Source organism: Candidatus Liberimonas magnetica (genome assembly GCA_020523885.1).
Classification (GTDB): domain Bacteria; phylum Elusimicrobiota; class Endomicrobiia; order Endomicrobiales; family JAFGIL01; genus Liberimonas; species Liberimonas magnetica.
In genome coordinates, this window is the sequence record JAJAPY010000013.1 from 65,299 (window position 1) to 84,765 (window position 19,467).

A 19,467-nucleotide genomic window follows, 5' to 3' on the forward strand; every position below is an offset into this window, starting at 1 on the left:
CATTTTTATTTATCAACAACATTCAGCCCTGTTCCCGCAGGTATAAGGTGCCCTATGGAAACGTTCTCTTTGAGACCTCTTAGATTGTCTATTTGTCCGGTAACTGCTGCTTCAGTCAAGACCCTCGTTGTTTCCTGAAACGACGCAGCTGAAATGAATGAATCACTGGACAAGGATGCTTTTGTAATTCCTAAAAGGACCGGTTGTGCCGCTGGAGCTTTACCGCTGTCTTTCTTGACACCTCTTCTTTCTTTTTCATACCTATACTTCGATATTATCTCTCCGTTCAAGAAAGAGCTGTCCCCGGAAGTTATTATCCTTACATTTGAAAGCATCTGTCTTACTATTATCTCGATATGTTTATCATTTATCGTAACACCTTGAAGCCGGTAAACCTGCTGGATTTCATTAACCAGGTGTTCCTGAACTTCTTTAGGGCCCTGCACCCTTAAAATATCATGCGGGTTAACGGCTCCATCAGATAAAGGCTCACCTACTCCTACCCCGTCTCCTTCATAAACTACGAGATGCCTTCCCGCAGGTATTATATAATCCCTTGTAATCTTTGTGTCCTCATTTGTCACAGTCACCTTAAAACTGCCCCTGGTTGTGGGCTCGCCCAAATGCACAACACCGTCAATTTCAGATATTACAGCCGCATTCTTAGGTTTACGGCCTTCAAATAATTCTGCGACCCTCGGAAGGCCTCCTGTGATGTCCTTCGTCTTGGTAACTTCCTGAGGGATCTTGGCTAAGATATCGCCGGCCATTATCTCGTCTCCGTCGTCAACTACAAGGTTGGTATCAAGAGGCAGAGGGTATGCAACTACCTGCTTACCCTGTTTCTTGATAACGATCCTGGGCCTGAGTTTCTCCGCCGGATGCTCTATGATGACCCTTTCTATCTGGCCCGTTATCTTGGATTTTTCTTTATGTAAAGTAACGCCTTCTTTGACGTCTTTTAGTTCGATCTTTCCTTCAAGTTCGGATATGATCGGTTTTGAATGCGGGTCCCAGGCTGCCAGAAGGTCGCCTTTCTTTGCATCAGAAACGGGCTCATATTTAACCCTGGCTCCGTAAGGAAGCTGAAAACCCTCTTTTTTATTTGTCCCTTTCTCATTAATTATTAACTCAGCATTCCTGCTTACGACTATCAACTGTTTTTCCCTGTTCTTTATTACCTTGAAATTATGGTAGTCGACTTCTCCATCAAATTCCGCATATATTTCTGAACGTTTAACAACTCTTGATGCGGTGCCGCCGATATGGAATGTCCTTAGGGTCAACTGCGTGCCCGGTTCCCCGATCGACTGGGCCGCGATAATGCCTACGGCTTCGCCCTTTTCAACAAGCCGTCCCGTAGCAGGATTTAAACCATAACACTTTGAACAGACGCCCACTTCGGCTTCGCAGGTTAAAACGCTTCTTATGCCTATTCTCTCTATTCCAGTCTGAGCGATCTTCTTAGCCATGTCGGAGGTAATAATTTCTCCTCTCTTCACTATCGTCTCTTCGTGGAGTTCCCCTTCTTTGTTAGTTAAAATACCGACAACGTTATCAAGTGCGACCCGCCCTACTATCCTTTCTTCTATACGTTCTATTACTTCATCGCCGCTCTGTAAAGTACCTACCCTTACGCCGTTTATTGTTTTGCAGTCATCGATCGTAACTACTACGTCGTGGGACACATCGATCAGCCGCCTGGTCAAATAACCGGCATCTGCGGTTTTTAAAGCTGTGTCTGCAAGGCCTTTTCTTCCGCCGTGAGTCGAAATAAAATATTCAAGCACGGTCAAGCCTTCCCTGAAATTTGAAATGACCGGGGATTCAATGATCTCACCGACACCTCCGGTAAGTTTCTTCTGAGGTTTTGCCATAAGCCCGCGCATGCCTGCAAGCTGCCTTACCTGCTGGCGAGACCCTCTGGCGCCTGAATCCGCCATTATGAATATCGAATTAAACCTGTTAGTTCCTTCTTTGTACGGAACGAACTCGTCTTTTTTCATTTCATCGAACATGATATCCGCAACTTTATCCGTAACATGCGTCCAGATATCTATGATTTTGTTATATCTTTCGCTTTCAGTTATCAAGCCCTGTTTGGCCTGCCTTGCGATTTCCTTTATCTGCCCCTGTGCTTCTTTTACAAGTTTCTCTTTTAAGGGAGGGACCTTCATTTCATTGATGGATATAGAAATACCAGCCAAGGTGGCGTATTTAAACCCCACCTTTTTCAATTCATCAAGCAATACGACCGTCCTATAGTGGCCGAGCTCCTTGTAACACCTTTCAACGAGGTTTGCCAGCTCTTTCTTGCCTACTACTTTATTTATATAACCTAATTCTTTAGGCAAATGTTCATTGAACAGGACCCTTCCGACCGTAGTATAGTCTTTCCATTTATTTACGTCTTTCGCTTCATCTTCCTTTAAGTTCGGCTCTCTTATAACATTTATCCCGCCGACTTTTATCCTTGCATGCAGGTCTATTTTCTTGTTCTGGTACGCAGTAATGACTTCTTCCGGGCAGGACAATATCTTGCCGTCTCCGGAAACACCCTGTTTTTCTTTCGTCAAATAGCAGCTGCCAAGCACCATGTCCTGGCTGGGTGTAGCGATAGGCCTCCCTGAAGCAGGCGAAAGTATGTTGTTTGAAGCAAGCATCAAAACCCTTGCCTCAATTTGTGCTTCGGTAGATATCGGGACGTGAACCGCCATCTGGTCACCGTCAAAGTCCGCATTAAAAGCCGCGCAGGTAAGAGGGTGAAGCTGTATGGATTTGCCTTCTATCAAAACCGGTTCAAAAGCCTGTATGCCAAGCCTGTGAAGAGTAGGTGCGCGGTTCAACATTATGGGATGGTTTTTTGTAACTCTTTCCAGAATATTCCATACTCCGGTCGAACCTCTTTCGAGCATCTTTCTTGCCGTCTTTAAAGTCACTTTTTTCTCTTTTATGAGCTCTCTTATAATAAAAGGTTTAAAAAGCTCCAAAGCCATTTCTTTCGGCAGTCCGCACTGATGGAGTTTAAGGTTTGGTCCTACGACAACAACGCTCCTGCCGGAATAATCCACTCTTTTACCGAGTAAATTCTGGCGGAACCTGCCCTGCTTTCCTTTTAAAGTATCAGACAAGGATTTTAATGGCCTGTTTGCTGCGCCGGTTACCGGCCTTGAGCGCGATTCGTTATCTATAAGGGCGTCAACAGCTTCCTGCAGGAGCCTTTTCTCGTTATTTATCATCACAGCCGGTGCTTTCAACTGCTCTATATGGCGCAGGCGGTTATTGCGGTTTATGATGCGGCGATAGAGGTCGTTAAGATCAGATGTCGCGAAACGGCCGCCTTCTAAAGCTACTAAAGGCCTAAGGTCCGGCGGAATTACTGGAAGAACGGTCAAGATCATCCATTCGGGCCTTGTATTCGAGGTTAAAAAGCCTTCTATCAACCTTAACCTTCTTATAAGGCGCGCCCTCTCGGCATCCGACTTTGTTTTCTTTATCTCTTCATGAAGTTTCTTTGTTTCGGACGCAAGGTCAACTTTTTCAAGCAGTTTTCTTATACCGCCAGCTCCGATATCGACTTTCAATTTATCTTTAAACTCCAACCTGTATTTCTGGTATTCTTCTTCGGAAAGGAGCTGTGTCTCTTTTAATACTGACTTACCGTTTGAATCCTTTAACTCTTCCAGAACCAGGTAACGCGTATAATAGATAACGCGCTCAAGGTCAGACATCTTCATATTTAGAATTATGCCTATCCTTGAAGGCGGTTTTCTTAGGAACCAGAGGTGCGCGATAGGCACTGCAAGGTCAAGATGCCCGAACCGCTCACGCCTTACTTTAGATTCAGTGACTTCCACACCGCAGCGGTCACAGACCTGGCCTTTGTGCTTTATATATTTATATTTGCCGCAATGACATTCCCAGTCTTTGGTAGGGCCGAATATCCTGTCGCAGAAAAGGCCGTCTCTCTCGGGCTTGAACGTGCGGTAATTGATGGTTTCTGGTTTTTTTACCTCGCCGTAAGACCAGGCTTTTATCTGCAGCGGGCTTGCGATAGTCAAGCGTATAGCATCAAAATTGGAAAAATCTAATTCATCTATATGTTTCTTTTTTCCTGGAACACTAAAATCAAATTTTGCCATTATTTATATCCTTAGTTATAAGCTGTAAGTTTTAAGCTATAAGAAAATTCAAAATCTTTTTCTTACAACTTACAGCTTATCGCTTATTTCTTAGCTGTTACTTTTTTTTCTTTCTTCTTATCGTCCTTCTCGACTTTCTTTTCGCTCATAAGTTCGACATTGAGCCCCAGAGCACGGAGTTCATGAACCAAAACCTTAAAAGACTCAGGTATCCCGGGCTCAGATATCATTTCGCCCTTTACGATCGCATCATACATTTTTATCCTGCCGTTCACATCATCTGACTTTACGGTCAAAAATTCCTGTAACGTGTAGGCCGCGCCATAACCTTCTATAGCCCAAACTTCCATTTCGCCAAAACGCTGGCCTCCGAACTGTGCTTTGCCGCCTAAAGGCTGCCTGGTTATCAAGGAGTAAGGGCCTGTCGAACGGGCATGTATCTTCTCTTCGACAAGATGCACAAGTTTTAGTATATACATGTAACCTATAGTGACTTTTTCTAAAAAGGGTTCTCCGGTCCTGCCGTCATAAAGCCTTATGCTGCAATCATCGCCCGGGAGATATTCTTCTTCATATTTAAAGAGGAATTTCTCAAGCTCAGGGCCGGTAACTCCTCTGTCAATAAGTTCTTTTCTCTTTTCTTCAACCAGTTTTTTTCTTGCTCTTTGAAGGCATTCTTTTATCTGTTCTTCCTTTGCCCCGTCAAATACCGGGGTTATCATCTGCACATTAAGCACATTTGCCGCCCAGCCAAGCATTGTTTCAAGAAGCTGGCCGACATTCATACGGGAAGGTATAGATAAGGGAGACAGGACACAGTCAACGGGAGTGCCGTCGGGCATCCTTGGCATATCTTCGATAGGAAGAATCCTTGCAACAACTCCTTTATTCCCGTGCCTTCCTGCAAGTTTATCTCCAACCTGCACTTTGTTTTTTGTCGCTATATAAACTTTTACGACTTTATTGACCGCAACCGAAAGCTCATCTCCTTTTTTGATCCTTTCTTTTTCTTTCGCCCTTGCTTCTTTTAGCAGCTCTTCCCTCTTAAGGTAATACGCTTCCAGCTTTTTCTTTTCTTCGCCTTTTGCCTCGGACAGCCTTTCCTTCTTTTCTTTCCTTACCTTATCAAGGGCTGTTTTAAAATCTAACTCTATATCTTCCTGTTTCTTCTTGAGTTCTTTTTCGGTGATCTTTTCGCGCCTTACAAAAGTCCTTATCCCGATCACTTTTCCTGAAACTCCCGGCGGGACACGCAGTGACGCATCCTGAACATCCTCAGCCTTTTTGCCGAAGAGGACTCGCAGTAACCTTTCTTCCGGAGTTGACTGCTGTTCGCCCTTGGGTGCGGTTTTCCCAACCAGGATATCTCCGCGGTTGACCATGGCGCCTATTCTTATAACACCTTCTTCGTCAAGGTTTAAAAGGTCGTCCGCTCCGACATTTGGGATGTCCCTGGTGATCTCTTCCGGCCTTCCTTTTGCCTCGCGCGACTCGGTCTGGAACTCTTTTATATGAATCGATGTGAATGTATCGTCTCTTAAGAGCCTTTCTGAAAGAAGGATGGCGTCTTCAAAATTATATCCGTCCCACGGCATGAAAGCCACCAAGATATTCTTTCCTAGAGCAAGCTGTCCATCAGCTGTGCAGGGCCCGTCAGCTATAACTTCTCTCTTTTTTACTTTCTGGCCCGCCACGACTATAGGCGTCTGGTTGATGCATGTATCCTGGTTTGAACGGGCATATTTTCTTAAGTTGTAAACATCTATACCGGGCTCGCCGTCTTCGCCCCAGATGCATATTTCATCGGCAGAAACACTCAAAACTTCGCCTGCACGCTTTGTCAGGACAACTACGCCTGAATCTTTTGCCACGATATCTTCTATACCTGTTGCAACAAGGGGAGCTTCGGACCATAACAGGGGAACAGCCTGTCTCTGCATGTTTGACCCCATAAGCGCCCTGTTCGCATCATCATGTTCTAAGAACGGTATCAGAGCAGCAGATATTGATATGACCTGCATAGGTGAAATATCCATATAATCGATTTTGCTCGGAGGGACTATAGGGAAGTCGTCGAAATATCTAGCCGAGACAAGGTCGGTCATAAAACGTCCGTTCTTGTCTATAGGGGAATTTGCTTGTGCAACTATATATTCATCCTCCTTGTTAGCGGTCATATATTCGATATTGTCAGTAATTTTTGAATTTTCTACTTTTCTATAAGGGGATTCTATGAGCCCGTATTCGTTTATGCGGGCAAAGGTGGCAAGAGAAGTTATGAGTCCTATATTCGGGCCTTCGGGCGTTTCAATAGGGCATATTCTTCCGTAATGAGTATAATGCACATCCCTTACTTCAAAACCCGCTCTTTTACGGTGAAGCCCGCCCGGCCCTAAAGCGCTTAATCGCCTCTTATGGGTTAACTCGGCTAAGGCATTTGTCTGATCCATGAACTGGGATAACTGCGATGTGCCAAAAAATTTTCTTACTTGGGCAACAAAAGGCGTAATATTTATAAGGCCTCTTGGAGTAATGGTCGAGCGGTCCTGCATGTTCATGTGTTCCCTTACAAGCCGCGTCATCTGAACAAGCCCTATCCTTACCTGATTTTCCAGAAGTTCGCCTACCGAGCGCACCCTTCTGTTCCCAAGATGGTCTATGTCATCAACCTGCACTTTGATTTTCTCTTCGCCGTGCTGAAATTCGCCTATGCCGTTATGTATCATTAAAAGGTATTTTATCGTAGCTATTATATCCTCTTTAGTCAATGTACGTTTATATTCGGAAGGTGTAGAAAAATCAAACTTTTTCATTTTTTCTAAAGTCGAGATGATGTGCCCGAGTTTTTTTGCGATCTTATACCTGCCGACCCTTGAGAGGTCATAACGCCTTGTGGACTTGAACAATAATTCATCCAGAAAACCTTCAGCGCGTTCCTGTATAATGAATTCCTGTGTCTTCAGTATTTTATATATAAGGCTTATGGCTTCTTTTTTTGTTTTTACCGAATCTTTTTTGAGGGTTAAAAGGATGGTCGGGTCTCTATGAACTGATATGGTCTTAATGCCTTTTTTCTTTAAAGCTTCCAGGACTTCGTCTTTAATTTCTTTTCCTGCTTCAAGCATTACTTCGCCCGTAGACTTATCGATGATATCAACTGCACAATAACGCCCGTTCAAAGTCTGGGCACCGAGTTCTTCTAACACTATTTCTTCCGGGTCATGGAATATCTCCAGGATGTCATTGTCTGACTCAAAACCCAGGGCTTTTAAAAATGTAGTTGCAAGGATCTTTCTTTTTCTGTCGATCCTGACATAAAGCAGGTTGTTCTGGTCAAACTCAAATTCCACCCAGGCGCCTCTATAAGGGATCATCCTTGCGAAAAACAAGGGTTTACCGTATGCCGTAACTCTTTTTTCCTCATCTTCCTCAAAAATAACCCCTGGAGAACGGTGTATCTGGCTCACCACTACGCGTTCTGCGCCGTTTATCACGAAACTGGCGTTGTCCGTCATTAAGGGCATATCTCCAAAAAAGACTTCCTGTTCGGCTAATTCCTTTTCTTTTCCGCTTTCCTGTTTCTGGGTAAGCCGCAAAACTACCTTGAGCGGCGCTGAATAAGTAGCATCGCGCACTATTGATTCTTCTATAGAATATTTTGATTCGCCTATGGAGTAGGATACGAACTCCATAGTTAAACTGCCGTCGGAATTTTGTATGGGAAATACATCCTTGAACGCACCTTGCAAGCCGTGGGGTTTTCTTTTTTCGTTCGGTACATCTTTCTGCAAAAACTCCCTAAAGGACTCCTTTTGCATCTGAAGTAACGAAGGTGGTTCAATAGGAGCTATAATCTTGCCGAAATTTTCTTTTTTCATATTGTCTTTTAACCCCTAATATTTTATAAATTTAGGTATTTGCCTAAAATATTTACAAAAGTGCAAAACAGAATTATACTTATTTTTCAATAAAAAGTCAAAGTGACTACATCTGTTTTATTTAACCAACGTCATCCCCGAATGTTTTTATCGGGGATCCATTTTTATTCTCATGAATTCCCGCTTACTAAATGCGGGAATGATTCGCCTTAGGCGAATCACTTTAACTCTACAGTTGCTCCTATATCCGTAAGCTTTTTCTTGAGCTCTTCAGCTTGTGCTTTCGGGACATTTTCCTTAACGGGTTTTGGAGCTCCGTCAACCAAATCCTTTGCTTCTTTTAAGCCCAGGCCTGTGATTTCTCTGACTACTTTAATGACCGGTATCTTGTTAGCTCCGGCACTTGCCAAAACAACCGTGAAATCGGTTTTTTCTTCGGCAACAGCGGCACCTGCCGCTGCACCAACTACCGGCATTGCTGCCATAGCCATAGGAGCAGAAGCTTTGACTCCGAATTTTTCTTCAAGAGCCTTTACCAGCTCTGAAAGTTCCAACACCGACATCGAAGCAATTGATTCGATTAATGCATCTTTTCCATTTCCACTCATTTCATCCTCCGTATTAGCGTATAGCGTTCAGCGTTTAGCGTATAGAAATTCAACGTCTTTGACTTTGTTTTTCCTATCCGCTCTACGCTATCCGCTCTACGCTATAATTATTTATTTTCCTCTTTCTGTTTTTTTATTTGGTCTAACACATTTACTAAATTAAGAATAACTCCGTTTAAAGCATTAACAAGCCCTGAAATAGGCGACTGGATCGTACCGATCACCTGAGCAAGCAAAGCAAGCCTGGAAGGAAGATTAGCCAGAGATTTTATTTGTTCAGGAGTAAGTATCTTATTGCCCAGCATACCTGCTTTTAACTTCAGGTTTTTGTGGTCTTTACTGAAATTAACTAATACTTTTGTTGCCTCTACCGGGTCACCTCTCTCTATTGCTATGGCTGTAGGGCCAATAAATAAATTAGAGAATTCTTCTAACCCCAGGTCTTTTAAGGCTTTCTTGGTCAGAGTATTTTTAACTACTTTATAATCGCATTTAGCCGGCCTTAGCTTATTTCTTAGTTCATTGATTTCAAGCACATTTAGCCCCTGATACTCAGTTAAGACTATTCCGTTATTGTTCTTGAATTTTTCGCCAAGGTCCTTAACTAAAATTTCTTTTTCCTTCCGTGCCATATATATCACGCTCCCTTAAAGACAATGCAAATTTAAAATTGCAAAATTAAAAATTAAGGTTATTTTTTATTAATAAAAGCATTTTTCTTAACTTTTCATTTTGCAATTTGCAATAAATTATCAACAAAAAAATGCTTCTCCCGATAAGAGAAGCAAATAATAAATTATTTATTCTTCTTCTGTCTCGGTAAGACGATAATATTGCAAATTTGCAATTTCTCGATTAAGCTGTTACGCTCTTACTGTCTTTGACTCTGTATATATTTTTGTACTAGAATTCCAGATTCCAGCCGATATTTAAAGCTGTTTGCCCTATAAAAGAGCCTTCCAAAACCAGAGATTCTTTGCTGTACACTTTTATCCTGGTACCTAAAAACAAACCAACATTATCTTTAACGCCGGTCGTTTTTCCCAATGTCGTGTTATCTTGAAGTGTTGAATAAATCCTAAAAACTTTCAAACCGCCGTATGGTTCAAATTTCTTGTACTTCTTGCTCATCAATATCGCTATCTGTATTTCCGTCAAACTCAATGTATCGGATATAAGCACAGGGTTGGCGCCTCCTGCACTGAACGAATCCAATTTATACGAGCTGTAGTTCACTCCAAAATCAAAAGCCAGAGCTGAAGTTACTATAGTATCCGGAAATAGATTTGAATGGATGCCAAATCCTGCTATCCAGCCTAGGTCCCGTCCGGTAAGGTTGTTCTTGACCGTAACCGATGGTATATCAAGGTCATAGGACCCTACACCTATCTTAACCCAGTAATACAGGCTGTCTTGTGGGTTAACTATCAACTTCAAGGCCAGAGAATTGCTTTTTCCTTTACTTTCAAGGTCATTGTTAACATCGCTAAAATAGCTGTTCCCGTTAACTTTTATTTCATCCCTGTTACTTATCCGGAAATTCATTTTTTCTTCCGAATTTGAATAGAACAGGTTAATAGAACCTTTCCCTTTTTCGATCTGAGATGCCGGAAATATTATCTCCGAACCATAAATCAAAGAACAAGTGTTACATAAAAAAAATGAAATAAACAGCAGCCTTATTATTTTCATTTTATCCCCTATTTTCAGTTTTTAGAATGCCTGGCAGCGACCTACTCTCACGAAACCCTGCGGTATCAATACCATCGGCCCTGGCAGTCTTAACTTCCGTGTTCGGAATGGGAACGGGTGTTGCCCTGCCGGAATAACCACCAAGCAATCAAAAAACTGAAATATTATGATACTTCATCAGGGATAAGGTGTAAGGGGTAGGGTGTAAGAAAAGAATCTTACTTACCCCTTGCACCTTTTCACTCATCCCTAATATATTTTATACACAACTTAATAGTGGGTTAAACCTAAGTAATCACTGAGCCACAACTTTCTTTAAATGACATTAAAAAATATGGCCAAGCCAATCGGTCTATTAGTACGGGTTGGCTGCAGATATCGCTATCCTTCCACCTCCCGCCTATCAAACCAGTAGTCTTCTGGAGACCTATTGGGAAACCTAATCTTGGGGTTTGCTTCACTCTTAGATGCTTTCAGAGTTTATCAATACCGAACTTGGCTACCCGGCCATGCCCTTGGCAGGACAACCGGCACACCAGAGGTTCGTCCATCCCGGTCCTCTCGTACTAAGGACAGCTCCCCTCAAGTTTCCTAACGCCCACGGTAGATAGAGACCGTACTGTCTCACGACGTACTGAACCCAGCTCACGTACCCCTTTAATTGGCGAACAGCCAAACCCTTGGGACCTGCTACAGCCCCAGGATGGGATGAGCCGACATCGAGGTGCCAAACTTCATCGTCGATATGGACTCTTGGATGAAATAAGCCTGTTATCCCCGGGGTAGCTTTTATCCGTTGAGCGACGGCAATTCCACACAACACCGCCGGATCACTAGTTCCTGCTTTCACACCTGATCGACTTGTCAGTCTTACAGTCGAGCACCCTTATGCACTTGCGCTCTCGAGGCCATTTCTATTGGCCCTGAAGGTGCCTTTGAACGCCTCCGTTACTTTTTGGGAGGCAACCGCCCCAGTTAAACTGCCCGCCTAACTCTGTCTTTCCAGCCGGTATAGGCATGGAAGTTAGAATCACAAAATCAGAAGGGTGGTATTTCAACGTCCCCTCCATCCCGGCCAAAACCGAGACTTCAAAGGGTCCCACCTATCCTACGCATCAAATTCCGTAAGTCAAAGTTAAGTTACAGTAAAGCTCCACGGGGTCTTTTCGTCTAACCGCGGGAAATCCGCGTCTTCACGGATACCACAATTTCGCCGAGTCTCTCGTTGAGACAGCGCTCTCTTTGTTACGCCATTCGTGCAGGTCGGAACTTACCCGACAAGGAATTTCGCTACCTTAGGACCGTTATAGTTACGGCCGCCGTTTACTGGGGCTTGAGTTCGAGGCTTTGCCTGCCTTGCGGCAGACTAACTTCTCCCCTTGACCTTCCAGCACCGGGCAGGCGTCAGACCCTATACATCATCTTACGATTTAAGCAGAGTCCTGTGTTTTTGTTAAACAGTCACGAGAGCCCATTCACTGCGACTCCGACAAGCCTTGCGGCCATCGGAGTACCCCTTCTTCCGAAGTTACGGGGCAATTTTGCCTAGTTCCTAAACGAGAGTTAACTCGCGCGCCTTAGGATTTTCACCCCACCCACGTGTGTCCGATTACGGTACGGATACTCTTAGCACAGGCCATCAGGTTTTTCTTGGCTCACCATACAGTTAGTTCCCTCGCATTGCTGCGAAGTCCAGCTTCTGCCTTGCGGCAGCTTCTACCTACACTTCCAATCGTAGGATAACCTCCTAATAAGCGTCACTGACGGCATTTAACGCACTAAAAGTAGTTCAGGAATATTAACCTGATATCCATCGGCTACGCCTTTCGGCCTGGCCTTAGGACCGACTGACCCTGAGCAGACGAACTTTACTCAAGGAAACCTTAGGTTTTCGGCGACAAGGATTTTCACCTTGTTTATCGCTACTTATTCCGACATCCTCACTTCCCATCGCTCCAGCACTTCTTCCGATATGCCTTCAATGCGATGGGAACGCTCCTCTACCACTTGAATCCGCCTGAGCAGACTCAAATCCGCGACTTCGGTATCAAGCTTGAGCCCCGGGTATTTTCGGCGCAGAATTACTTGACTAGTGAGCTGTTACGCACTCTTTAAAGGAATGGCTGCTTCTAAGCCAACCTCCTAGCTGTCTGAGTAACTCCACATCCTTTACCACTTAGCTTGAATTTCAGGACCTAAGACGGCGGTCTGGGCTGTTTCCCTTTTGCACGTGAAGCTTATCCCTCACGAACTGACTCCAGTAATGTACAAATGAGCATTCGGAGTTTGGTTAACTTCGGAAGTTGGGTTACAACCCCTACATTATCCAGTGCTCTACCTCTCACTCTTAAATTACCAGGCTAGCCCTAAAGCTATTTCGAGGAGAACCAGCTATCACCAAGTTAGTTTGACCTTTCACCCCTACCCCAAAATCATGCAGAACCTTTTCAACGGTTAAAGCTTCGAGCCTCCCCCCGATTTTACTCGGGGTTCACTCTGTTCTGGGGTGGATCACTTGGCTTCGGGTCTACTAACGGATACTAAACGCCCTATTCGGACTTGCTTTCGCTACGGCTTCCCGCACTGCATTAACAGCGCAGTTAACCTTGCATCCGTTAAGTAACTCGCCGGATCATTCTTCAACAGGCACGCACTCACCCCTTCTTTAGGATTGCTCCTAAAGCATAGGGCTCGTACTGCTTGTAGGCACACAGTTTCAGGTTCTATTTCACTCCCCGCCAGGGGTTCTTTTCGCCTTTCCCTCACGGTACTAGTTCACTATCGGTCCGAGACATGTATTTAGCCTTGGAGAGTGGTCTCCCCAGATTCCCACCGGATTTCACGTGGCCGATGGTACTCAGGATACCGCTTCGAGTCATAAGCATTTTTGTCTACAGGACTATCACCTTCTTTGGTCAGCCGTTCCAGGGCTGTTCAACTAACGCTATGATTGGTAACTCTACTTACGCGGTCCTACAACCCCAGTATGCAAGCACACTGGTTTGGGCTGTTCCGATTTCGCTCGCCACTACTCTCGGAATCTCTTTTGATTTCATTTCCTCCAGGTACTGAGATGTTTCACTTCCCTGGGTTATTTTCTCCTGACATTACATCAGGAGATTTACCCGTTTATCACGGATAAGGGTTTCCCCATTCGGAGATCGCCGGATCAAAGGTTGTTTGCACCTCCCCGACGCTTATCGCAGCTTACCACGTCCTTCTTCAGCAGTCTCGACCAAGGCATCCACTATGCGCCCTTAGTAGCTTGGCCATATTATTTAATGGCACTTACTAAGTACATCTTGTTACATTGGTATTGCTAATTGTGTTTTGTGAAGACTTAAATTTTCCCACTATTAAGTTGTCAAGGATCTTCTACTACTCTATTCCTCTATATATATGTTAAAACTATATATTCATTAATAAATCAGTTCGGAGTTATTAATTAGTAGTTCGTAGTTACTACGAACTCCGCACTATAAACTCTGAACTTGTGTTATTGGTGGAGATAGCGAGATTTGAACTCGCGACCTTCCGGTTGCAAACCGGACGCTCTCCCAGCTGAGCTATATCCCCATTTACTACAGTTATGAGTTCTGAGTCTTGAGTTGTGAGTAAGGACTTTACTCAAAACTCATTACTCATAACTCGATACTGAAGTCAATGGGCTCACGTGGACTTGCACCACGGACCTCACCCTTATCAGGGGTGCGCTCTAACTAACTGAGCTATGAGCCCTCATATATTAGCAAAAGGTCAGCGGTGCTATAATACTGTTATTTATCTGGATATTATTTGCTAAATACCAGTGCTATCGATTTAAAAGAACATTTAAATTACAGCGAAAAATTCTCCAGCCTTTGCTTTTCGATTTTTTATCGGATGTAGCAAAGTTTAATTTTTTATCGAATATTAAATTATTGATTTAAAACAGGAGGTACGTTTGGACTTGACTTTTTGGCTTCCAAGGTAGGCCGTTTACAACGGCCTCCCTCCCTTTATAATCATGCTGTAGAAACTTTTCAAACTTAATTGACTTTGCAGATAAATGCCCCCACCTTCGCCAAGGCTTCGGTGGGCAAGCCCACCAAAAACTTTAGCGAAGGGGGTATAACTTAGAACCGACCTAATCCAATCCCGCGTTAGCGGGAAGGACTACTCCTTAGAAAGGAGGTGATCCAGCCACACGTTCTCGTATGGCTACCTTGTTACGACTTCACCCCAATCATAAACCATAACTTGGGCGCCTGCGTCCCTTGCGGGTTAGCACAGCGACTTCTGTTACAACCTACTTTCGTGGTGTGACGGGCGGTGTGTACAAGGCCCGGGAACGTATTCACCGCAGCCTGCTGATCTGCGATTACTAGCGATTCCGACTTCATGTGGGCGAATTGCAGCCCACAATCTGAACTGGGGCCGGTTTTTTGAGATTTGCTCCCCCTTACGGGTTGGCTGCCCTCTGTACCGGCCATTGTAGTACGTGTGTAGCCCTGGACATAAAGGCCATGATGACTTGACGTCATCCCCACCTTCCTCCGGTTTATCACCGGCAGTTTCCTAAGAGTGCCTATTGCTAGGTAACATAGAATGAGGGTTGCGCTCGTTGCGGGACTTAACCCAACATCTCACGACACGAGCTGACGACAGCCATGCAGCACCTCTACTGGCTCCCTTGCGGGTCATTTCTGTTTCCAGATTTTACAACCAGCTGTTCAAGCCCAGGTAAGGTTCTTCGCGTTGCGTCGAATTAAACCACATACTCCACCGCTTGTGCGGGCCCCCGTCAATTCCTTTGAGTTTCAACCTTGCGGCCGTACTCCCCAGGCGGTTCACTTAATGCGTTAGCGTCGACGCGGAAGGGGTCGATACCTCCCACATCTAGTGAACATCGTTTACAGCTAGGACTACCAGGGTATCTAATCCTGTTTGCTCCCCTAGCTTTCGTGTTTCAGTGTCAGTATTGGGCCAGTGGACCGCTTTCGCCATCGGTGTTCCTCCTGATATCTACGCATTTCACCGCTACACCAGGAATTCCGTCCACCCCTCCCACACTCAAGCCGAATAGTTTCTGTGGACCCATCCCGGTTGAGCCGAGAGATTTCACCACAGACTTATTCAACCACCTACACACGCTTTACGCCTAGTAAATCCGAGTAACGCTTGCCACCTACGTATTACCGCGGCTGCTGGCACGTAGTTAGCCGTGGCTTTTTCTGAGAGTACCGTCAATTTATTCGTTCCCTCTAAAAGAAGTTTACAATCCGAAGACCTTCATCCTTCACGCGGCGTTGCTGGATCAGGCTTTCGCCCATTGTCCAAAATTCCCCACTGCTGCCTCCCGTAGGAGTATGGACCGTGTCGCAGTTCCATTGTGGCCGTACACCCTTTAAGGCCGGCTACCCGTCATAGCCTTGGTGAGCCGTTACCTCACCAACTAGCTGATAGGACGCAGGACCATCAAAAAGTATTATATATTGCTATATAACTTTGACCTCTGTAAGATGTCTTACTGTGGTCTTATGGGGTATTAGCTCGCCTTTCGGCGGGTTATCCCCCTCTCTAAGGTAGGTTTCCCACGTGTTACTCACCCGTCTGCCACTAGACTCTACGGTGTTCTGTAGAATCTCGTTCGACTTGCATGTGTTAAGCACGCCGCCAGCGTTTACTCTGAGCCAGGATCAAACTCTCCATTGATTAAAAAATCGAATGGTGAATTTTCACCAAATTTACACCAAATTGTTTAGCTCTAAATTTTATACCTGATTTCTCAGGGGCATTTATCTGCACATCAATTAAGTTTTCAAAGAACAGTATTACTATTTAAAGGCTACTTATTTTATAAAGCGTAAAAAAACTACGTAGCACTTTGTTTTGTATTTTTGCGAACCAAAATAATAGCAAAGTACAAAAACTTTGTCAAGTACTTGCAAAAAATATTCTAAATTATTAAGTTGAGTAAAACAGGAGGTACAAAGTGAGTAGTGAAAAAACTATCTCTAGGTAGGCTTACTTCCCTCGGGATTTCCCGAGATAAAATAATTTGCCTCCCTCCTTATATATTTTATGTATGTTAATTATAACAAACAATGAAAAAGATGTCAAGGGGGTATAAAAAAATAATTTTAACTATTTTTATTTAAAAAACTTTAAAATTTATACGCTATGGAAGCTGTTACCCTTCTTGCAACCAAAGCATTTCTAACCGGATACTCATTATGTTCTTTATTTAAGATATTAAATCCCGATAATGCCACCTCTGTAGTGTTTTTCCACAGTACAAACGTATATGCGATTCTGGCATTGACTATGCAATAAGGATCAGCCATCCCGCCTACTTCATTTGCGGCTATATTATCCCAGCTTTGCAGAACTACAAAATCAGCATAATCAACATAGCTCGCCTGTAGGTTAGCAGAAATACCGTTTTTAAATTCCGTAGATAATTCAGCGTTGGCTATATTCTTAGGTGTTGCAGTAACATATTCAGGAGGAACATCAGTGCTGTTTCTCTTAGCGTCCATATAGGTGTAATTAACCCTGCCAAAAGCCCATGACGTAAACGGGCATTTTAATTCTATATCTGCACCGCTCTCATCCCCATCGCCAAGATTATAAGCTCTGCCTGAACGGGTTTTCCCGCCTACAGCCGGAGAAAGAGTAACATATCTGAAACCGATAAAATCTTTTACTTGTGTATAAAAAACGTTCGATGCTATATTAATTTTGCCAAGATTTCCTATATACCCGATTTCATATGTGGTTGCTGTTTCTGGTTTTAGCCCTACAGCTCTTACAAAAGTTGTATTATACCCGGAATAATCCGGGCCGAAATACGCTTCAGTAAAATCCGGGTATCTCATAGATGTACCATAAGTTAAACGGAAAGATTGTTCTTTTACCGGCACTATAAAAGCGGCTTTCTGAGAATTAATACTGCCATAATCGGAATGGTTGTCATTGCGATAGCCTAAGTTAAATATTAAATTATTGCTGAATTTATAGGTATTTTCTGCCCAAATACTGTCTAAGTAATTTTTGTATTTGCATGGAGGCAGTAAAACATTTGTATCTATTGTCTGGTCCATATGTCCGGCACCTACAAGTATGGAGTCATTGGATATATCAGTAAAATATTCAAGTTCTGAATTCGTTTTTATGTCATTTGTTAAATAGTGGTAAGGTTTATCAGGCGTGTTAAGTGATTTTTTCATTTTAAGGGTTCTCCACTCAGAGGCTTCAAAATCTCGCTGAAAAACAGATGCTTTTATATGTTTCGATTTAAAAGTGAACCCGGCATCGTAACACGTTTCACTGGGAATATCTCCTATACCAGAAGTCCTTGAAGTTAATTCATCAATACCTGATATATAACCTGCAGTCAAACTCAATGTTGAATTTTCCTTTAGCGAATACTCCATAGATGTATTGAATTTCCACAATTGGTAAGCCACTTCATCCGCATATGGGCCGCAGATGTCCCCCCATTCGCCGAATTCAGTTCTGCCCGCACTTACGCGGTAGTTTAATTTGTCGCTAAAACCAGAATTGCCGAAGCTGTAGCTTCCCAAGAAAGTATTCTTTTCACCTCCAGCCAAAAATAAAGAACTGCCTTTTGTATCTTTTGGATTCTTTGTGATTATATTTATTACCCCTAAAAGTGCACCACTCCCGTATGAAACAGAGCCAGCTCCGCTCATTATTTCTATACGTTCTATCTCGTCTAAATTTATCGGCAATATGTTAAATTTCAACATATCGTAAAAACATAAAGTAAACGGGAAACCGTCTATTAAAAGTTTTATCTTATTCGAAGGTATTTTGCTAAATCCGCGTACGCCGACTTCCATCTGGGCCGGGCTTATATTCATTACATGAATCCCAACTACAGTCCTTAAGGCATCCGGCAGGTTTGTTGCACCGGAACGTTTAATGTCTTCAGCAGTGACAACATGAATTGACGCCGGCACTTCACTGAGTTTTTGTTCTTTTACCCGGGCGGCAGTTGTGACTTTAGTATTAAGGATCTCTTCAAGCGACAAATCGGAGAAATCAGAAAACGAGTCAACAGGTAGAAGAAGGATTGTGCCCAGCAAAAACATTTTAGCCGTTACAATTTTTTTCATTACAGCCTCCTATAAAAAATTTTATTTTTAAACTGCCGACTGCCTTTTTATGACATACCTTTACTTGATTTATTTATATGATTTTACAAGAGTCAAAAAATCTTTTGAGAAATCGCTTCCTTCTTTAACAGCTGATTCATTGTTTAAGATTATAAGAGGTTTTTCATTTTCAAGCATAAGCCCGATAGAAATACCGTTTTTCATTTTTTCATAAGAATCTTGTCCAAAGATAGTAAGCATGCCCGATTTTTTTGCAAACTCTGTTACTTTGACTATATTTTCCGATGTTTCTATATTTAGATACAGTACGCTTATTTTTTTTGCTTTTATAATTTCCGGTTGATTAAATGATTCATAAGATAACAGGCAGAAATTAACTCCGTTGTTAATCAGCTTTTTATCCTTTAATGCTAAAAGTTCAATAAGAAGGTTTTTTGAGCTTTCCACCCATTTGCGATTGTTTTCATAGACTATGCCTATTGTAATGACATTGTCTACGGCATTTCTTGTGATATTCTGGTCATAGTTTAGGATTTTTAATATTAGGGTTGCCTGTATCTTGTAGGGTAAAAAAGTGGCATTCAATACATTGATATGAATTAAACAGAAAAGAAATAAATTTGACAGAAATTTTGTTCTCATTTTTCAAATATTCTGTATTAATTTACTCAAATTATCATGTCTGTCCAAATTGGATAGCAGACTTACTTTTTGGATTTGAAATAACATTTTCTGTCATTCCTGCCCCCGATTAGGACATTCGAGGGTAAACTCCAGCAGGAATCCATATAGACAAAAGTTTTAATCTCCGGATACCCGCTTTCGCGGGTATGACACTTAATTTGTATGTTAAATTTTACTAAATTAATATTTTACTTGTCAAGGAGTATACAAATTATAAATTTTAGGTATGCCCTTCCCCGATTTAGTGGACACACCGAAGGGTTTGGAAGTATAATGAAATAACAGGGGGGTTTTAGGGGGAAGGATTCCCCCTAAGAGCAGCCGACATGGATTTAAAACG

General features: G+C 43.0%; 7 protein-coding genes, 2 tRNA genes, 3 rRNA genes and 1 other annotated feature. All 12 genes read right to left on the bottom strand.

Translation table 11 applies throughout. The features are described 5' to 3' along the window. Positions 1-5: 5 nt before the first annotated feature. Positions 6-4,142, bottom strand: a complete 4,137-nt coding sequence (gene rpoC / locus LHV68_10055) for a DNA-directed RNA polymerase subunit beta' (protein ID MCB4792217.1) — start codon at positions 4,140-4,142, stop codon at positions 6-8. A gap of 83 nt (positions 4,143-4,225) precedes the next feature. Continuing rightward, positions 4,226-8,020 carry a DNA-directed RNA polymerase subunit beta gene (gene rpoB / locus LHV68_10060; protein ID MCB4792218.1) on the bottom strand — a complete coding sequence of 1,265 codons (3,795 nt, stop codon included), beginning with the start codon at positions 8,018-8,020 and terminating at the stop codon, positions 4,226-4,228. Positions 8,021-8,238: 218 nt separating this feature from the next. Next, a complete protein-coding gene (rplL, locus tag LHV68_10065) occupies positions 8,239-8,628 on the bottom strand; it encodes a 50S ribosomal protein L7/L12 (GenBank protein ID MCB4792219.1) in 390 nt (129 codons plus the stop codon). Between the two features lie 107 nt (positions 8,629-8,735). Continuing rightward, on the bottom strand, positions 8,736-9,260 hold the full coding sequence (gene rplJ, locus LHV68_10070; GenBank protein MCB4792220.1) for a 50S ribosomal protein L10: 525 nt from the start codon (positions 9,258-9,260) through the stop codon (positions 8,736-8,738). Between the two features lie 117 nt (positions 9,261-9,377). Beyond that, positions 9,378-9,530 (bottom strand) — a sequence feature (ribosomal protein L10 leader region). Between the two features lies 1 nt (position 9,531). Further along, positions 9,532-10,320: a hypothetical protein gene (locus LHV68_10075; protein ID MCB4792221.1), complete on the bottom strand. Its 789-nt coding sequence runs from the start codon at positions 10,318-10,320 to the stop codon at positions 9,532-9,534. A gap of 28 nt (positions 10,321-10,348) precedes the next feature. After that, positions 10,349-10,465: ribosomal RNA gene (gene rrf, locus LHV68_10080) — 5S ribosomal RNA — on the bottom strand. Positions 10,466-10,654: 189 nt separating this feature from the next. Beyond that, positions 10,655-13,591 (bottom strand): 23S ribosomal RNA (locus tag LHV68_10085). Between the two features lie 229 nt (positions 13,592-13,820). Then, positions 13,821-13,896, bottom strand: a tRNA-Ala gene (locus tag LHV68_10090). Between the two features lie 88 nt (positions 13,897-13,984). Continuing rightward, positions 13,985-14,058: transfer RNA gene (locus LHV68_10095), tRNA-Ile, on the bottom strand. 428 nt (positions 14,059-14,486) lie between these two features. After that, positions 14,487-16,014 (bottom strand): 16S ribosomal RNA (locus tag LHV68_10100). The 16S, 23S and 5S rRNA genes sit together here with 2 tRNA genes alongside, the layout of an rRNA operon. Positions 16,015-16,466: 452 nt before the next feature. Further along, complete coding sequence (locus LHV68_10105) at positions 16,467-18,443, bottom strand: TonB-dependent receptor (GenBank protein ID MCB4792222.1); 1,977 nt, start codon at positions 18,441-18,443, stop codon at positions 16,467-16,469. 69 nt (positions 18,444-18,512) lie between these two features. Next, a complete protein-coding gene (locus LHV68_10110; protein ID MCB4792223.1) occupies positions 18,513-19,085 on the bottom strand; it encodes a YfiR/HmsC family protein in 573 nt (190 codons plus the stop codon). Between the last annotated feature and the right edge of the window lie 382 nt (positions 19,086-19,467).